General features: G+C 36.9%; 11 protein-coding genes. 10 read left to right on the top strand and 1 reads right to left on the bottom strand.

Annotated features, from left to right (window positions below):
- Positions 1-278: 278 nt before the first annotated feature.
- The 7 genes from IPJ53_09085 to IPJ53_09055 all read left to right on the top strand — a co-directional run bounded on the left by IPJ53_09085 (position 279) and on the right by IPJ53_09055 (position 13,017).
- Complete coding sequence (locus tag IPJ53_09085) at positions 279-3,527, top strand: hypothetical protein (GenBank protein MBK7799254.1); 3,249 nt, start codon at positions 279-281, stop codon at positions 3,525-3,527.
- 632 nt (positions 3,528-4,159) lie between these two features.
- On the top strand, positions 4,160-5,875 hold the full coding sequence (locus IPJ53_09080) for an AAA family ATPase (protein MBK7799253.1): 1,716 nt from the start codon (positions 4,160-4,162) through the stop codon (positions 5,873-5,875).
- A gap of 330 nt (positions 5,876-6,205) precedes the next feature.
- The gene (locus IPJ53_09075; protein MBK7799252.1) at positions 6,206-7,660 is read left to right on the top strand and encodes an N-6 DNA methylase; all 1,455 of its coding nucleotides are present in this window, start codon (positions 6,206-6,208) and stop codon (positions 7,658-7,660) included.
- Positions 7,657-9,012, top strand: coding sequence for a restriction endonuclease subunit S (locus tag IPJ53_09070; GenBank protein ID MBK7799251.1), 1,356 nt, complete (start codon positions 7,657-7,659; stop codon positions 9,010-9,012). The genes IPJ53_09075 and IPJ53_09070 overlap by 4 nt, the downstream gene beginning before the upstream one ends.
- Before the next feature lie 4 nt (positions 9,013-9,016).
- On the top strand, positions 9,017-9,469 hold the full coding sequence (tnpA, locus tag IPJ53_09065; protein ID MBK7799250.1) for an IS200/IS605 family transposase: 453 nt from the start codon (positions 9,017-9,019) through the stop codon (positions 9,467-9,469).
- Positions 9,470-9,736: 267 nt separating this feature from the next.
- Positions 9,737-10,612 carry a hypothetical protein gene (locus IPJ53_09060; GenBank protein ID MBK7799249.1) on the top strand — a complete coding sequence of 292 codons (876 nt, stop codon included), beginning with the start codon at positions 9,737-9,739 and terminating at the stop codon, positions 10,610-10,612.
- Positions 10,609-13,017, top strand: coding sequence for a DEAD/DEAH box helicase family protein (locus IPJ53_09055; protein ID MBK7799248.1), 2,409 nt, complete (start codon positions 10,609-10,611; stop codon positions 13,015-13,017). Before IPJ53_09060 ends, IPJ53_09055 begins: the two co-directional genes overlap by 4 nt.
- A gap of 18 nt (positions 13,018-13,035) precedes the next feature.
- On the opposite strand, the gene IPJ53_09050 is transcribed toward IPJ53_09055, so the two are convergent.
- Positions 13,036-13,332: a hypothetical protein gene (locus tag IPJ53_09050; protein MBK7799247.1), complete on the bottom strand. Its 297-nt coding sequence runs from the start codon at positions 13,330-13,332 to the stop codon at positions 13,036-13,038.
- Positions 13,333-13,529: 197 nt separating this feature from the next.
- On the opposite strand from IPJ53_09050, the gene IPJ53_09045 reads away from it, so the two are divergent.
- The 3 genes from IPJ53_09045 (at position 13,530) to IPJ53_09035 (ending at position 18,599) form a co-directional block, all read left to right on the top strand.
- The gene (locus tag IPJ53_09045) at positions 13,530-14,519 is read left to right on the top strand and encodes a hypothetical protein (GenBank protein ID MBK7799246.1); all 990 of its coding nucleotides are present in this window, start codon (positions 13,530-13,532) and stop codon (positions 14,517-14,519) included.
- 219 nt (positions 14,520-14,738) lie between these two features.
- Positions 14,739-15,980, top strand: coding sequence for a tetratricopeptide repeat protein (locus IPJ53_09040; GenBank protein MBK7799245.1), 1,242 nt, complete (start codon positions 14,739-14,741; stop codon positions 15,978-15,980).
- A 609-nt stretch (positions 15,981-16,589) separates the two neighbouring features.
- Positions 16,590-18,599, top strand: coding sequence for a DUF4859 domain-containing protein (locus tag IPJ53_09035; GenBank protein MBK7799244.1), 2,010 nt, complete (start codon positions 16,590-16,592; stop codon positions 18,597-18,599).
- Positions 18,600-18,708 lie beyond the last annotated feature (109 nt).

The following is an 18,708-nucleotide window of genomic DNA, read 5'->3' as shown; positions in this document are numbered from 1 at the left end:
TGATTCAAAGATAAATTTGATAAAGGCAAGAGTTCAGTTTTCCGAACAAATTTGAGTGCTAAAATACCCCACAATGGAAAACACCCAAAACGTTATGCCTCACCCTAAAAGACGACACGACCGAAAATAAGCGAACAAAAAAATGAAAGATAGAATGCCAATGCTTCAGCAAAATCAAAAGAGCAGCAACCCTACGCTCATTGCCAACCAAGTGCAGCACAACTGTTTTTGCCCCAATCGCACTTTGGCCAATACTTAATTAGAAAGAAATAAGAAATATGAGTGAAATATTCGGAAAATTCGATACGCAAGATTTAAACAGAAAATCAGCACTTGATATATTTGAAAAACTTAGACCAATTCGACAAGGCATAAACAAAGAGTTTATTGCAAGAAGATTGATTTGGGAACTTATCCAAAATGCTAAAGACAATGTTGCTGTTTGTAATTCAAACGGAGACAAGAATCTTTCAATTGAACTAAATTTAACCAATGACAAATTCATTTTTTCTCATAACAAAGGCTACTTTAAAAATGAAAATGTAAGAGGTTTAATCAGACGCTATTCTTCAAGCGACAAAGACCGAAACGAAACCAATTCAGAAGAAGCACCTGCGACAACAGGTCGTTTTGGAACAGGTTTTATGACAACACACTTACTCTCGGAATTGGTTGAAATAAAAGCTGTATTCCAAGAAAATAATGAAACTTTCAAGCCCTTTACTCTAATTCTTGACCGCACGGGCCATAATGTTCCAGAATTAATTAACGGAATAGAAAAGGCGTTCACTTCGGTTGAAACAAGCGTTTCAAATTCTTCAACAATTTCCCCGAATGTAAACGAATTTAAATCTGAATTTATTTACCATCTAAATAATGTAGGACTTGAGTTAGCCAAAATTGCTGTTGAGGAACTTAAAAACACGGCTGCTTATTCCTTAATAAATCATCCCAATATTAAGTCTATAAAATACAATGGTGTCAATACGATATTTGATTTTAAACTTTCAAAAATCAATTCAATACAATTTGAAGAAACTGAGATTATTTTTTATGAACTAAATATCCAGAAAGAACAACTATCCAAGTATTATGTGTCGGTTGGGTGCAATGAAACAAAAATAATTTTTCCAATTCAAATAGTTGAAAATGAAATTCTTCTATTGTCAGTTGAAAAGGAAGTTCCAAAAGTGTTTTTAGATTTTCCTTTAATTGGAACAGAAGAACTACATATTCCTTTTGTAATAAACAGCCCATTCTTTGAGCCAACAGAGCCACGAGACGGAATAAGTCTTACAGGCGGTACAGATGAGGACACACAGAAAAATGTAGCAGTTTTCAATGAAGCGTTTAGACTTTACAATATTTTTATCAACTATGTTCAAAGCAAGTTCGAATGGAAAAATCTTTACAACCTTGCAGACATAAGAAAACCAAAAGAAAAAGATTGGGTAAATACTTCTTGGTATGAAGAAACATATATTAAGCCAACAAGAGAAACCTTACTTACAAAATATATTGTTGATACGGTTAGATACGGTCGCAGAGCTATAACGGGAAAAGGAACAGTTGATTTCCCAAGTTCAGTTAAAAAAGAAATCAGAGAAAAACTTTGGATATTATGCAATATTGGAGATTATTTTATACTTCCAAACCAAGAACATATTCATAAGTGGTATGAAATTATTTGGAAAAAAGAATATGAGCTAACAGTAGAAAAAATAGTTAAATGGATAGAGACCAAACAAAATATAAGTCGGCTATCAACTTCTCTTGGAAAAACAGAATCCGGTACAATTGATTGGTTAAATGAAGTGATTGCATTGGTTAATGATGATGAAACTTTATTGGCACAACTTAACCAAGACAAATTAAAAGTACTACCTAACCAAAATGGATTGTTCCAAGTAAAATCAAAACTTTTAAAAGATGACGGTATTGAGGAAAATCTGAAATCTGTAATGATTACAATCGGAAACGATTGGAAAAACTTTTTATTACATCAAAGTATAAATGATTTTACAGGTATTATTTTCAATTCAAAAGACCAAGATTCTATAATCATAGAAATCAACCGAATTTTGAATGAAGGCGAAAATTCAAACATCAACAAGGCTTGCATTCAATTAGCTTGTTTGTTTCCAAAATCTGAGAATAAAATAAGAAGTAGTATTTATACTTTTTCTAAAAGATTGTTCCCAAATGAAATTGGTGAAATAAAATCTGTTCCTATTGATAATCCGAGCATTTGGGTGGTATCAGACAAGTTAATCACAAAAAGAATCGTTACTACTATTGGTTCCTGTAACAATGTTGAAACTTTAAAAACAAAATTTAGTTTTCAAATTATTTCAGAAACTCTAAAGTGGCTTGATGAGTTAATAACTTTCTTGGAAAAGAACCAATACGAAAACTTATTAAATCTAAAAACCGCACCAATACTGCCAAATCAAAACGGAGATTTTAAATATAAAGACATTTTACAGACAGATAATACCGAAGAAGTCGCAGAAGATTTAAAAGATATAAGCAAACTGTTGGGTTATGATTTTCGCAATGAACTATTGGCAAAAGAAATTTTTCCTGTACTTCCAGAAAAACAAGTTGTTGAAATTAAAGCCATTGCCGATAAAATTACAGTACTGATTGAACTAAAACTTGGAAGCATTGAAAGAGATGATGCAATTCGAGAATTATTCCGCAAACTGTTCCTATGGTTCAACAAGAACAAATATTTAGCAGAGCAAATATTTACAAAACTCTATGAACGAAAACACAGACTAATAGATGATGACGAAATTGCAGAAAATCTTGAAAAAGCAGAGATATTTGATGAAATATTTGGCGAAACAGGTTTGTTGCCTAAAGAGATAAAGGATAAGTTGAAAGCCCTTTTAACCAATCCGAACATTGCAGACATTTTAAAAACACCAACCGAAGCGATATTACCTGTTTCTGGTGTTTTATATCCAGTCGGTTCGGAAGATGACATTGCAATTTCGCTATCACTCATAGATAACTCAAGTGAGAAATCAAGAATTTCGGTAAGTGAAGATGCCAAGGAAATAATTTTCCAAACACTCAAGGAAAAAGGATTTAGATTTTCTGAAAACCTTAAAATCAAATATACCATTGTAGATGGTATTCTTAGCCCTAATGGCAATCCGATTAAGATTATCATAAAGAGTGCCAAAGCAGGTAAGATATATTTTAACCCTAATGAATGGTTGACATTGACAGAACCAGACTCTCAATTATTTGTAGTAACCAGAGGTGACGTAGTTAGAAACGTAACCCTTTCCGATATTGAATCTATTAATGATACTTTCCATATGCGATTAAACACTCAATCTTTCGCTTTGGCCAATTTAAAGGAATTTGTTAAATTCTTTCAGTATCTACCCTACACACACTTTATTTTTGAAACTCCTGAAAGCTCAACAGATTACCTGCGACAATTTGGTTTGAGCGAGCGAAACCCTAGTTCAACTGAGTTATCAACTGACGATAAAAACTTATTGCTATAATGATTTACAGCAGAGAAGAACATATTCGGTTTTTAGAAGAAGAACTTCGGGCACAAACCGAAGCCTATAAGCAGAAGTTAGATACTTCTGCTCTTTTTCTGTTGCAAGAACGTGAAGAACTTTTTGTTGCTCAATTTCTTACGTTTGAAGACGGAGAAATGATTTTGAAATTCCCAAATACCAGAGGAATACCAAGACAAGAAGAATATCTTTACTGTTTTACAGTTCCAAAGGATTTAAGAAATTATAGAGAATGGGGAAACAAGACTTATGGAGATTTATTAAAAGCAAAGACAAATTATTCTGAGGTTGTTTGTATTTGGCAATCACCATCAAAAGACAAAGACGGCAAAATTGAAAAAGATTTCAGCATTGCGAAATTCAGAGGTGTTGAAATTGAGTTTGCAATTAATATACAAGAAGCCAAAGGAATGATAGTTCTTTTAGGCCCGAAAAAACCACCATTTGAATACATTGCCAATCTTCAAAGCATTGTCCAAAATCAAAACAATGAATCTGTAAATAAAATTCTTGACCAAGATTTTCAAGGTTCAGATTGGACACCTTCTCTTCTTGACAATAAAAGCAACATTGCTGATTTTGTTTTATCTCAATTGACTTTGCAAGACAGCTTGATTATTCAAGGTCCACCAGGGACAGGCAAAACATATTTAATAGCTGAAATTTGCGAACGACTTTGTAATGAGGGTAACTCTGTTTTAGTAACAGCATTAACAAATAGAGCATTAATTGAAATAGTTGAAAAAACAGCATTGAAAGGACTTTTGGAAGAACATCGGATTTTTAAAACGAAACTTTCTGTTGACGAAGCAAAAGGGGTCAAAGATTTACAACAAACAAAAGAAGTTAGCCCACAACCTTACAATCTAATTCTATCAACATTTTTCATTACAAGTGGAAAAGCTGCAAAATCTTTTATTGAACCACCGTTTGACTATGTTATAGTGGACGAAGCGAGTCAGGCGTTGCTTGCTATGTTTGGCGGAGCAAAGCTTTTAGGAAAGAAAAATATTTGGATTGGCGACACAAGACAATTACCACCTGTTGTTGCTTTAAGTGATGATAAAGTAAGCCGTAAAAATTACGGCGCATTAGTTGACGGTTTAAAAGCTTTATCAGAAACTGGATCATTACCTATATTTCAACTTACCAAAACACATCGTTTAACTGACAGAGCAGCAAATTATACTGGTGCTTTTTATAAGAACAGTTTAAATTCAAGAGCAAAGAAAGATATTCGACTTTCCTATTTAGAAATGGATTCCGATTATGGCAAATTATTTAATCCTAAAGGTGGTCCAACTTTAATAAAAACGGATTTAAAAGCTGGTGAGTTTAAACCAATAAATGCACTTAAACTTGCAACTGAAATAGTTAAACACTTATTGGAAACAAATGAAAAATTGCATATTTCTGTATTAACATACTTTGTAGAGACAACCAAAGCATTACAAAAAGTAATTTTTCAAACTGTCGGTTATCATAAGAATTTATTGATTGAAACAGTATCAAGAGTTCAAGGATTGACAAATGACGTAACAATTTTTGTTGTTCCTAATTCAAGTTATCATCGTTCTTTAGAAAACCGACTTTTTAATGTTGCGACAAGTCGTTCTAAACGACATACACTTATTATCACAGACAAAGGTGTATTGACACGTTCGCAGATTGACAATGAAGTTAAAAGCTATCTTCAACGATTGAATGAGGAATTTTCATTTTACATTAAATTTGACAATTCAGCCATAGCCAACATTAGCGAAGTTAAACAGCAGGAAACAGTTGAGAAACAAAATCCAGGAAGCCAAGAACCAGAGCCGAAAAAAAATGAATCTGAAACCAAACCAGGTTTAAAAGTTCTTGGCAAAATAGACCTTTCAAAATTTGAAAAACCGAAAAAGGAAATTAATAAGGACAAGTTAAATATTTACATCATTGACACAAATGTCTTTGTTGATTATCCCGACATTATTTCAAAAATAGACAAAATGTATCAAGTCATTTTATCTGCAAAAGTCATTGACGAATTGGACTATTTGAAAATTTCATTGACAGAGGAACAAAAGAAAAATGTCCAAAAGGCATTGAGACAAATTAATGAGAGTATAGATAAACGTGGAATTAAAATGGACACAGCAGATTTGACATTACTTCCAAATGACTTTAACAAAAAATCACCTGACAATTTTATATTATCAGTTGCATTAAAATACAAAAAAGAAAACCCAATTATGCTTACATCAGACAATGGTTTACAGATAAAAGCAAAGGGTTTAGGTATAACGACCATAACATTGAAAGAATTTTTAAAACAATTAAAATATTGAGCCAACGCTATTGGTGTCACATTTGCAATTTCGCACAAGCGTGTCGATTCCGTAACAATCTGCCCCCCTTATTACGGTGAAGCTGACCCCGCTTGGGTCTTTTTCATAGACATATAATGGGAAAGACATATTGTTAAATGAGGACTTTTTTAATCCATTCCAATTTTATTAACTTTACTTCTGCAGATGATTTTTGGGCCCTTTTGGATATTTTTCGTACATTATTCCCAAAAATAGGAAACAACCCTTTGCAAAATCAAATCAGCTAAATTTACCACTACACCCGACCAGATTATTAACTTTACAAATGGATGACAACAGAAATAAATTATGTTCGAACAAACCTTTAAGAATATAGACGACATCCTGCACAAGGACGCAGGTTGTGGCAGCGAACTGGACTATGTAGAGCAGACTTCCTGGATCTTGTTCCTCAAATATCTGGACGACCTGGAGAAGGATAAGGCCACCGCGGCGGAACTGAGCGGCAAGACTTACACCAACATTCTTGCCCCGGAATTTCAGTGGACCGTTTGGGCCGCTCCCAAGGACAAAGACGGCAAGCTCGACCACCACAAAGCCCTGACAGGCGACGACCTGAAAGATTATGTGGACTTAAAACTATTTCCCTACCTCAAGAAGTTTAAAACAGATGCGGAAAGTGCCGACACCATAGAGTATAAAATCGGTGAGATTTTCAGCGAACTGAAAAACCGGATACAAAGTGGCTACAATTTGCGCGAAGTCATCAACCGCATCGACGAATTGCGTTTCCGCACCCATGCCGAAAAACACGAAATGAGCCACCTGTACGAGGACAAGATTAAAAATATGGGTAACGCGGGTCGTAACGGTGGAGAATACTACACGCCACGACCTTTGATTAAAACCATTGTAAAAGTCGTCGCCCCGGAAATAGGACAAAAGATATATGATGGTGCGGTCGGTTCTGCGGGCTTCCTGGTGGAAGCGTTTGAGTATTTGAAGCACAGTAAAAAACTAAGTACTGCTGACGTAACCACCTTGCAGAAAAAAACCTTTTACGGTAAGGAGAAAAAATCATTGGCTTACATCATTGGAACCATGAACATGATTTTGCACGGTGTGGAAGCTCCCAACATCATACATACCAACACCCTTTCTGAAAACATCGCCGACATACAGGAAAAAGACCGCTACGACGTAGTCCTGGCCAATCCTCCTTTTGGAGGTAAAGAAAGGGCCGAAGTACAGCAAAACTTTCCCATCAAAACGGGCGAAACTGCTTCTCTCTTTTTGCAGCACTTTATCAAAATCCTCAAGGCAGGTGGCAAAGCCGGTGTGGTCATTAAAAACACCTTTTTGAGCAATACCGACAATGCTTCTGTGAGTTTGAGGAAGTTGCTTTTGGAAAGCTGCAATTTGCACACTGTATTGGATTTGCCGGGGGGCACCTTTACCGGTGCGGGCGTAAAAACCGTAGTCTTGTTTTTTGAAAAAGGCTCCTCCACCAAAAAAGTCTGGTTTTACCAACTTAACCTGGACAGAAACTTAGGAAAGACCAATGCCCTGAACGAAAAAGATTTGGCTGAATTTGTAGAACTCCAAAAAACAAAAGCCGACAGCGAAAACTCCTGGAGCATTGCCGTAAAAGACATTGACCAAACCACCTTTGACCTTAGTGCCAAAAACCCTCACAAAAAAGAAGAAACCGCTTTGCGCACACCGCAGGAAATTTTAGAAGAAATGAAAGCCTTGGACGAAGAAAGTGCGGATATTTTAAACTCAATTTTGGAACTGATATGAAACAAGGTTGGGAAATAAAAAAGTTAGGAGAAGTTTGTGATGTAATTGGTGGAGGAACTCCATCAAAATCAAATAGTAAATTTTATAATGGTAATATTCATTGGGCAACAGTAAGAGATATGAAAGGAGATTTCATAAAAGATACTGAACATAAAATCACTGCAGATGCTGTTAAAAAAAGTTCAACTAATATTATCCCTAAAGGAAATGTAATAATCGCTACAAGAGTTGGTCTTGGTAAAGTGTGCTTAATTGAAAATGATACTGCCATAAATCAAGATTTAAGAGGGATTGTTCCTAAAAATAAATTGATAATATCAGTTGGATATTTGTTTCGGTGGTTTAAAAGTATTTCAAATTTAATTATTGAAGAAGGTACTGGTGCTACAGTGCAAGGGGTAAAACTGCCTTTTATTAAAGATTTAGAAATCCTCCTCCCTCCCCTCCCCGAGCAACAACGCATCGTAGCCATATTAGATGAAGCCTTTGCCGCCATAGCCAAGGCAAAAGCCAATGCGGAACAAAATCTCAAAAACGCTAAGGAACTTTTTGAAAGTTATTTGCAAGGGGTGTTTGAGAATGGGAACTGGGAAGAAAAAAGGCTGGAAGAAATTTGCGTTTTAATTTCAAAAGGTTCATCACCGAAATGGCAAGGTATAAATTATGTTGATGAGCCAGGAGTTTTGTTTATCACAAGCGAAAATGTTGGAGAAAACACTTTACTTATTGAACAACGAAAGTATGTTGAAGAAAAATTTAATATCTCTGACAAAAAATCAATCTTAAAGAACGGTGATGTATTAACCAATATCGTTGGTGCTTCTATTGGAAGAACTGCAATATTTGATCTAGACGATATTGCAAATATCAACCAAGCTGTTTGTTTAATAAGATGCAATCAGGAATTTTTGTTCAATGAATATCTAATGTACTTATTAAATTCGCCTTTCACCAAACAACATTTACACGATAACGAAGTAAACAACGCACGAGCAAATTTGAGTTTAGGTTTTTTCAGAAGTTTATCAATTCCATTACCTAAAATGACCGAACAAAAAGAAGTTGTTATTAAAATAAAAGAGTTCCATATAGTAACAAAAAAACTTGAAAAAGTATATCAAAATAAAATTGATGATCTAGAAGAACTTAAGAAATCGGTTTTGCAAAAAGCCTTTAATGGAGAATTGCGAAGTCCTGAAGGGGCGGTATATGATAGCGAGGCGGTAACGCCCCTCGCAACAAAGAAAAAGATTACCACAAAAAGCCCTGAAGGGGCGGTATATGATAGCGAGGCGGTAACGCCCATCGCAACAAAGAAAAAGATTACCACAAAAAGCCCCGAAGGGGCGTAATACTATGGGGCAAACACTCGTAAAAAACTATATACACATCGTATTCAGCACCAAACACCGCGAGCCGCTGATACACCCGCCCGTAGAGGCAGAACTACACAGCTACCTCGGCGGTATTTGTAATAAACTCCAATGCCAGGTAATAAAAGTGGGTGGCTACACCGACCATATTCATGTCCTCTGTATGCTATCGAAAAAGATAGCTCTAATGACATTGCTAGAAGAATTAAAATCACATTCATCTAAATGGATAAAAACAAAAGGAGAAGGATACAAGAACTTTTACTGGCAAGATGGGTATGGGGCTTTTTCAGTAAATCCATCTGAAATAGAAACGGTAATTGCGTATATCGCAAATCAGCATGAACATCATAGCAAAAAAACATTCCAGGATGAATACCGTGCGTTTTTGAAAAAGTATCATGTAGAATATGATGAGAAGTATGTTTGGGAATAGATATTTCGCCCTTTCAGGGCTTTGGGATTCGTGGCTTTGCCACTTGATAGGGCTTCACCCTATCTTAATATATGATGCCCCTTCGGGGCTAACATTAGATCAATTTTATCATAGCCCTGAAAGGGCGGTATATGATAACGTTGCAGTAACGCCCCTCGCAAACAAGAAAAAGATTACCACAAAAATCCCTGAAGGGGCGGTATATGATAGCGAGGCGGTAACGCCCCTCGCAACCAAGAAAAAGATTACCACAAAAAGCCCGGGCGTTTGATTACAACAAAAAGCCCTGAAGGGGCGGTATATGATAACGTTGCAGTAACGCCCCTCGCAAACAAGAAAAAGAATACCACAAAAAGCCCTGAAAGGGCAATATATGATAACGAGGCGGTAATGCCCCTCGCAAACAGGAAAAAGATTACCACAAAAAGCCCTGAAAGGGCGATATATGATAGCGAGGCGGTAACGCCCCTCGCAAACAAGAAAAAGATTACAACAAAAAGCCCTGAAGGGGCGATATATGATAACGAGGCGGTAACGCCCCTCGCAAACAAGAAAAAGATTACCACAAAAAGCCCTGAAGGGGCGATATATGATGCCGAGGAGGTAACGCCCCTCGCAAACAGGAAAAAGATTACCACAAAAAGCCCTGAAAGGGCGATATATGATAACGAGGCGGTAACGCCCCTCGCAAACAAGAAAAAGATTACCACTAAAAGCCCTGAAAGGGCGATATATGATAACGAGGCGGTAACGCCCCTCGCAAACAAGAAAAAGATTACCACTAAAAGCCCTGAATGGGCGATATATGATAACGTGGCGGTAACACCCCTTGCAAACAAGAAAAAGATTACCACTAAAAGCCCTGAAAGGGCGATATATGATAACGAGGCGGTAACGCCCCTCGCAAACAAGAAAAAGATTACCACTAAAAGCCCTGAATGGGCGATATATGATAACGTGGCGGTAACACCCCTTGCAAACAAGAAAAAGAATACCACAAAAAGCCCTGAAGGGGCGGTATACATTAGCGAGGCGGTAACGCCCCTCGCAAACAAGAAAAAGATTACCACTAAAAGCCCTGAAAGGGCTGAATACATTAGCGTGGCGGTAACGCCCCTCGCTATTAAAAGCAGCAAATTATGAACGAAGCAGAAACAAGAGCGGAACTCATAGACCCGAAATTAAAGGCATGCGGATGGGGCGTTGTAGAAGGTTCTAAAATCCTTCGCGAATACAACATTACCGCAGGTAAAATTCAAACTGGTGGCGTAAGATCAAAAAAAATGACTGCCGATTATGTCTTGGTTTACAAGGGAATTAAACTGGCAGTAATAGAAGCCAAAAGCGATGATTTGGGCGTTGGTGAAGGGGTGGCTCAAGCCAAACAATATGCCGAGAAACTCAACTTGGAAACTACCTACAGCACCAACGGCAAAGACATTTACAGCATCTGCATGAAAACCGGTGCAGAAGGACTGGTAGCAGATTACCTTACGCCCGAGCAACTTTGGGATAAAACTTATGCAATTGAAAATGGAAAATTGACCATTGAAAATGATTGGTTTGAGAAGTTTGCTGCCATTCCGTTTGAAGATGTAGGCGGTACAAAAGGAGCAAGATACTATCAGGAAATTGCCGTAAACAAAACTCTAGAAGCAGTCGCCAACAATGCTCAACGAATTTTATTAACCCTTGCTACAGGTACAGGAAAAACATTCATTGCCTTTCAAATTGCCTGGAAATTATTTCAAACACGGTGGAACTTAAAACGTGACGGAAGCCGTAGACCACGAATTTTATTTTTAGCCGACAGAAACATTTTAGCCAATCAGGCCTACAATGCATTTTCAGCATTCCCCGAAGATGCTTTGGTGCGGATAAATCCGAAGGAAATACGCAAAGACGGACGAGTGCCTACAAACGGCAGCATCTTCTTTACCATCTTTCAAACCTTTATGACCAATGCAAAAGTCGTAAAGAAAATAGAACCCACAGAACCAATTTCTTTAGCGGCAGAACCAATTGTGGAATTTGGAAATGAGCAATTCAATTTCGGACAATACCCAAAAGACTATTTTGATTTCATCATCATTGACGAGTGCCACCGGGGAGGCGCAAACGATGAAGGAAACTGGAGAGGAATTTTAGAATATTTTTCGCCTGCAGTGCAGTTAGGATTAACTGCCACTCCAAAACGAAAAGACAATGTGGATACGTACAAATATTTTGGAGAACCTGTTTATGTCTATTCACTCAAAGAAGGTATCAACGATGGATTCTTAACGCCATTTAAGGTTAAGCGCATCAAGACAACGCTTGACGATTATATCTACACTAGCGATGACCAGATTATTGAAGGCGAAATTGAAGAAGGAAAACTTTACACCGAACCCGACTTCAACAGAATCATTGAGATAAAAGCAAGAGAGGCAAAACGTGTTCAGCTGTACATGGACGATGCCAATCAAAAAGAGAAGGCCATTATTTTTTGTGCCACTCAGGACCACGCCGCAGCGGTTCGTGATTTAGTAAATCAATACAAGAAAAGCACAGACCCGAATTATTGTGTTCGGGTAACCGCAAACGATGGTGAAATAGGTGAACAGTTTTTAAGAGCGTTTCAAGACAACGAAAAAACAATCCCGACCATTCTAACCACTTCACAAAAACTCTCCACAGGGGTTGATGCGAGGAATATCCGTAACATTGTTTTGATGCGCCCGGTAAACTCCATGATAGAGTTTAAGCAAATAGTAGGACGGGGAACGCGGTTGTTTGATGGAAAAGATTTTTTTACCATCTATGATTTTGTAGATGCTTATCACCACTTTGCCGACCCAGAATGGGATGGCGATCCAATAGAGCCGGAACCATCCGCAACCAAAACGATCTCAACACCCATAGAGCCTCAAGAACCAAAAGATGCCGGTGATGAAGGCGAAGAGAAAGAAAAACGCAAACGAATTAAAGTAAAACTCAGGGATGGCAAGGAAAGAGAAATACAATCCATGGTTTCTACATCGTTTTGGAGTGCTGACGGCAGACCCATTTCCGCAGAAGAATTTTTGAATAATCTCTTTGGCGAATTGCCAAACCTTTTCAAGAGTGAAGAAGAATTGCGAACCCTTTGGAGCAACCCTATTACAAGGAGGACACTTTTGGAAAAATTGGACGCAGCAGGTTTTGGCAGAGAGGAATTGACTACTTTACAAAAGCTTATTGACGCTGAAAAAAGTGACTTGTTTGATGTGTTGGAATATGTGTTTAACAGCGACATCAAACCCATGACCAGAGAAGCCAGAGTCGCGGCCGCACAAGCGACCATCTTTGCTTTGCTGAACAACAAACAAAAAGAGTTTATAGAATTTGTGTTGAGCAAATATATTGAGACAGGGGTCGAAGAACTTGACCAGGAGAAACTTCCAATCTTGCTCACAAATAAGTATCAATCCTTAGAAGATGCCAAGAGCATTTTAGGAGACGTGTCCAATATCAGCCGTCTTTTTATAGAATTTCAAGAGCATCTTTATAAACAGTCTGCAGCTTAATGACAGTGCACAGCATATTTACAACCATCGTTTAGATATCATACGCTTTTGCAATTCACACAAGAAAATTAACATCACAAATCTTGCATTAGAATATTTTATCCCAATTGCACCAAGACAAGACTTATAGCCGGTCAGCACATTACAGCGCATATAAGAAATTGGCGGTTCAGTGGTTAAATGAAGCTTTGTGCTTCGTATCAAGTTCAGCGGTGGCAGAAAGTTTTCGTCTCCGAAATCGCCAAATTCTTGTAGCTGCAAAACGTCAGGTTGTGAAAAAACTAATTCAAAATAATTTGATAAACTCTTTGCCATATTTATAATGATTAGTATTTTTATACATTATGAATCATGTAACAGGTAAAAAACCTTTGAAAGATCTCATAAGTCTTTTATAGACCAATTTTAGAATTATGCGTCATGCTAGGTTGGTCTATGAATTTCAAACTTGACTATAAGTAAATTAATTTTCACAAAAACAATTGATGTAAATTATTAAACAATAAAAAAATATGGAAACTCAAACACCAGCACCAGTCCGTGCATTTCAGATTCTAGGAGGAATGATGAATTCATTTATCCTTACTTCACTTATTAAAAATGAGGTCATTGAAGCAATTGATTCGGGAATCAATTCAATTGATGAACTTGCAGAAAAATGTAAACTAAATAACAATGTATTAGCAAGGACTTTACGATACGCTTCCATAATTGGCTTAGTGAACATTACTGAAAATTATTATTCACTTACTGAGGTAGGACTTTGTTTTCTAAAAAATACACCAGGAAGTTTATATGGTTCGGCAAATTTTATTAGTGCACCGCCATGGCGTGATAGCTGGATGAATTTTGAGCATTGCTTGAAATCAGGCGAACCTGCTTTCGATCATGTTTTTGGTCAACCTTTCTTTCAATTTCTTGATGCCAATCAGGAATACGGCAAACCCTTCAATCATTACATGACCATGATGACAACCATGGTTGCTCCTGTTGTGGCGGAAGCTTACGACTTCAGTGCCTTTGATACGATTTGTGATGTTGGTGGAGGGCAAGGTTTATTGCTCAAAGCCATTCTGGAGAAATCTCCCCAATCAAAAGGGATTCTTTTCGACATGGACAGTGCTGTAAAAGAGCATGTATTAGAAAACGTTTCAGATAGGGTTGATATAGTGAGAGGAAGTTTTTTCAACTCCATACCTTCTGCAAACTGCATGATTCTGAAAACGATTATTCATGACTGGAATGATGAAAATGCTATAAGAATACTTACAAACTGTCGCAAAAATATTAAACCTAATGGCAAAATATTACTTGTTGAGCAGGTTGTAGAAGAACCCTATACACTCATTTCGCTATTTTATGATTTGCACATGCAGGTGATGTTAGGAGGTGCTGAGCGGACTGAACAAGAATTTAAAAATTTGTTTGAATCAGCAGGACTGAAACTCAATCGCATTATTCCGACAAAGTCACCAATGAAAATAGTGGAAGCTTCCTGTTAAATCATAATGAGAAGAACAGCACGAACGCATGACAGCAGCTACAAGAAATTGGCGATTCAGTGGTCAAATGAAACTTTATGCTTCTATCAATGTTTGTACTTGTTTGACAATGTAGTGCCTCTTATTCGCCACCTTCCGGTAGGTTTAAAAGGTATTGCGTCGTACAAAAGACAGTACTGTCAATGCTTTATTCAATTACTCAATTATAAAAATCATAAAATGAATTTCAAATATTTAATAATTTTTGTCTATTTATTAAGCATAAATTTTGACTTAACAGCGCAATCCTCAAAGAAAATTGAGTATCTCCAATTGATAAACGAAGGTGATATATCATTACGCTTTGGTCTTTGGGAGCAAGCAATATTGCAATACGGCAATGCAATAGCTATAGACCCAAACTTTCCAGATGCTTATATGAAAAGAGCAGTCTTGCTTCGAAGAATGGGTAGACTCCAAGAATCCTTACGCGATTATAACCAGGCTATTAATCTTAATCCGTATTCTATATACATATACGATCAAAGAGCGAAGCTTAAAATATTAGCAATGGATTACAAGGGTGCAATAGATGACATAAATCAAGCTATTTCAATTAACCCTAATAACAAGGAGCTAATTGAACACCGAGCAGATGATTATATTTTAATTGGTGACTATAAAAAAGCAATTACTGATTTAGATACACTTATAGCACTTAATTTTAATAGAGAATTTGAATATCTAAAAAAGGCTACCATTTATTTAATAGAAAATAATATTGAATCATGTAGAGAAAATTTAAACAAGGCATTTGAAATAAATCAAAACAATTCTATAGCGTACGATTTGGAAGGGCTTATATTACTTAAAGAAGGTAAGTATTATCAAGCTATTCAATCATTTGATAAAGCAATTGCTTTAAATCCCGAATTCGCTGTGCTGTATTATAACAGAAGTCTGGCCAATCGCTTTTTAAAAAATACCGATTTAGCACAAAAGGATTTAGATCAAGCAATAGAAAAAAGTCGTGATAATCCTAATATATACTTTGCCAGAGCTCTTGTGAAAAAAGAATTAGGTGATTTAAGTGGATCGCTTAACGATTATAATCAAGCTATAGGGTTTGATAGTAATTTTCAGGATGCACTTTATAATCGTGCATTTGTTAAAAAGCTATTGGGAAATTATGACAGTGCACTTGAAGATGCCAACAATCTGATAAAAAAAGATGAAGTGAATTCTGAAAACTGGAATTTAAGTGGTAATATTAAATTACTTTTTGGTAACTATGACGATGCAATAAATGACTTTGACAAGGCCATAAATATCAATAGCGATTATGCCATATGCTTTTATAATCGGGGCTTGGCTTATTTAATGAGTGGCAATACAATAAGGGGATGCAATGATATTGACCGGAGCATTGAGTTAGGCTATGAACCTGCTCGAAATATTAAAATCAATTTTTGTGAAAAGTAAATGAGTTATTCTGCCGAAATAAATTCTCATAATTTGCAAGCACATTGATAAACTGCACATCCACCTACTCGGCCAAGGTTTTTAATAGAGCTTGCAAAGCCGACTGTAGATTCCGGAGCAAAGTGTCCCACCCTAATCCTTTTCATGTTGACCCCACCATTCCGGTGAAACTGACTCCTTAATTTTTCAAAATCAGAGAATTTTACCCATATATTTTAGGTTATTTATGGCGCTAAATAGCAACTTTTTAAATCCATTCCAATTTTATTAACTTTATGTCAGAAGACGGTTTCAAGGCACTTTTGGACATTTTCGAATACTATACTTAAAAACAAGAAACAACCCTTTGTAAAACCAAAACAACTAAATTTACCACTACACCCGACCAGATTATTAGCTTTACGAATGGATGACAAGAGAAATTAATTATGTTCGAACAAACCTTTAAAAATATTGACGACATCCTGCACAAGGACGCAGGCTGTGGCAGCGAACTGGACTACGTAGAGCAGACTTCCTGGATCTTGTTCCTCAAGACTAAATACGATTGCATGAGATAATATCTTTAGGAAAGTACTTACTTTGCAAAAGCTTAAATTTTCAATTTATATGCAAGCCTTTAGAATTAAAGTGATCATGTTTGCTCTCTTATTTATTATTAAATCTCTTGGAGCACAAAAGACCGTGTACATCCCTAGATTTATTACCAATACGGGTATGGACCTAAATGATGACAACAGTCAATGGAGCTATGCCAGGAGTGTTGAGACCGAAAACGTGGTCGTGTTTTGGGAACCTGGATTTGGCGCCGATCCTTCAATTTCTCCTTCTCCATATACAGTGGATATGAAAAATTTAATTGAAGTAGCTGAGAAGTCTTATCGCATCATGCTGGATTCCTTAAAATTTGCCATTAAAGATTCTTCGGTCACCGATCAATATAAGCTTATGATCTTTTTATTGTACACCACCGATTGGCATGCTTCCGGGTCAGGACAAGACGATTCAGTGGCTACCATATTTGTAAGTCCTGCCGCTGCCAATGGAGATCATGTGGTGGCACATGAGATTGGCCATGGCTTTCAATACATAACCGGCTGTGGTACTGAAGGTGGATTCAGGTATGGATTGGGTGATAATGGTGTAGGTGGCAATGGGTTTTGGGAGCAGTGCGCACAATGGATGGCCTATCAAGTATATCCTGAACAACTTTTTGTTGATGGAGATTATAACAATTACATTCAAAACAACCATCTGCACATCCTTCACGAAAATACCAGATACGCTAATTATTTCATTACTGAATTCTGGACCTATAAAAATGGCATTGACTTTATAGGGAAACTTTGGCGAGCGTCCAGAAGACCTGAAGATCCTGTAGAAGCCTATAAAAGATTAAACAACCTCGATCAAGCAGCTTTTAATAGCCAAATTTACGAACATGCAGCACGCCTGACTACCTGGGATATTCCTTCCTTAAAAGTTTCTGGTAAAGACTATATTCATAAAAGACCTCAGGTGAAAATGAATTTTACGGCTGATAGCTTTTGGCAGGTAGATCGGAGCATTTGCCTGGAAAATTACGGTTATCACAGTATAAAACTTGGAGTACCTGCACCGGGAACAGAAATAAAAGTAAATTTTGAGGGATTGGCAGGTGACACGACCTACAGGTCAAAAAATATTGAACAAGCCGGGTGGAATTTTGGTTTTGTTGCGCTTCTGAACAATGGTCAACGCATTTACAGTGAAGCTAAAAGTGTCCAATACTCAAATGGGGCCAATCCGAAATCTTCACTTAGTTTTACAAGTCCTGAAAATTGTACCCATCTGTGGCTCATTGTAACAGGAGCACCTCAGCAGCACTGGAGACACGCCTGGGACGATGACAACTCTAATGATGAACATTGGCCATACCAAGTCAAATTTGAGAACACAGATTTATCAGGCAATTTTTTGGGTCCCTTAAAAGATATAGAATTAACCCACGACGTCATCATGAAGCCAAGATCAAATTATGATGCGAATAGAATTAAACTTAATTCTGTTTTGATAGAAGATGCATTTGCATTGCCAGAAGCAGAAATCAATCAAAAACTTGGCAACCAAATAAAATACTATGCTATTAATCCGGATGGAAGTCTGGACAGTAATTCTACTGCATTTTATCCGGGACACTGGTTTGATAATGATGGTAAAGTGACCAGGTGGCAAGTGAACTCATTTATTTATTCCGAGCTTGACATCAATGATGTGCAAGTCAGAATCGGTCAATTCCCGGGAGCCTGTAAAAATGGAGATTCGGTTACGATTCGTCAGGCACTTATTTACAGACGCAGTGATGGAAAATCAGCAAAGTTGACAATGAAATTTAACATTTATATTCAGGATGAGACCACCGCTGTAGAAGAAGAATCGCAAAATAAAAAATTGAATATTTGGCCTAATCCTACTTCCAACTTAATATCATGGAATGTCTACGAACATTTTGTCCTGAGTGATGTCCATGGAGTCCGAATTGCAAGTGGAAATGGAAGTTCTTTAGACATTTCTGAATATCAAAGTGGTTTGTATTTACTCAAAATTGGCAAGGAGGTTTATAAGGTTATGAAACAATAATGTTAATAATCTTATTTCAAGTAATCTAAGAAATATTAAAATTGGGGACATAGCTTTTAGGTCTATAACCAAAGAGCCAAACGAGTAGGAAAATTTTAAGCCAAAAGAC

The organism is Candidatus Vicinibacter affinis (genome assembly GCA_016714365.1).
Lineage (GTDB): Bacteria > Bacteroidota > Bacteroidia > Chitinophagales > Saprospiraceae > Vicinibacter > Vicinibacter affinis.
This window is presented reverse-complemented; position numbering and strand designations above follow the sequence as displayed.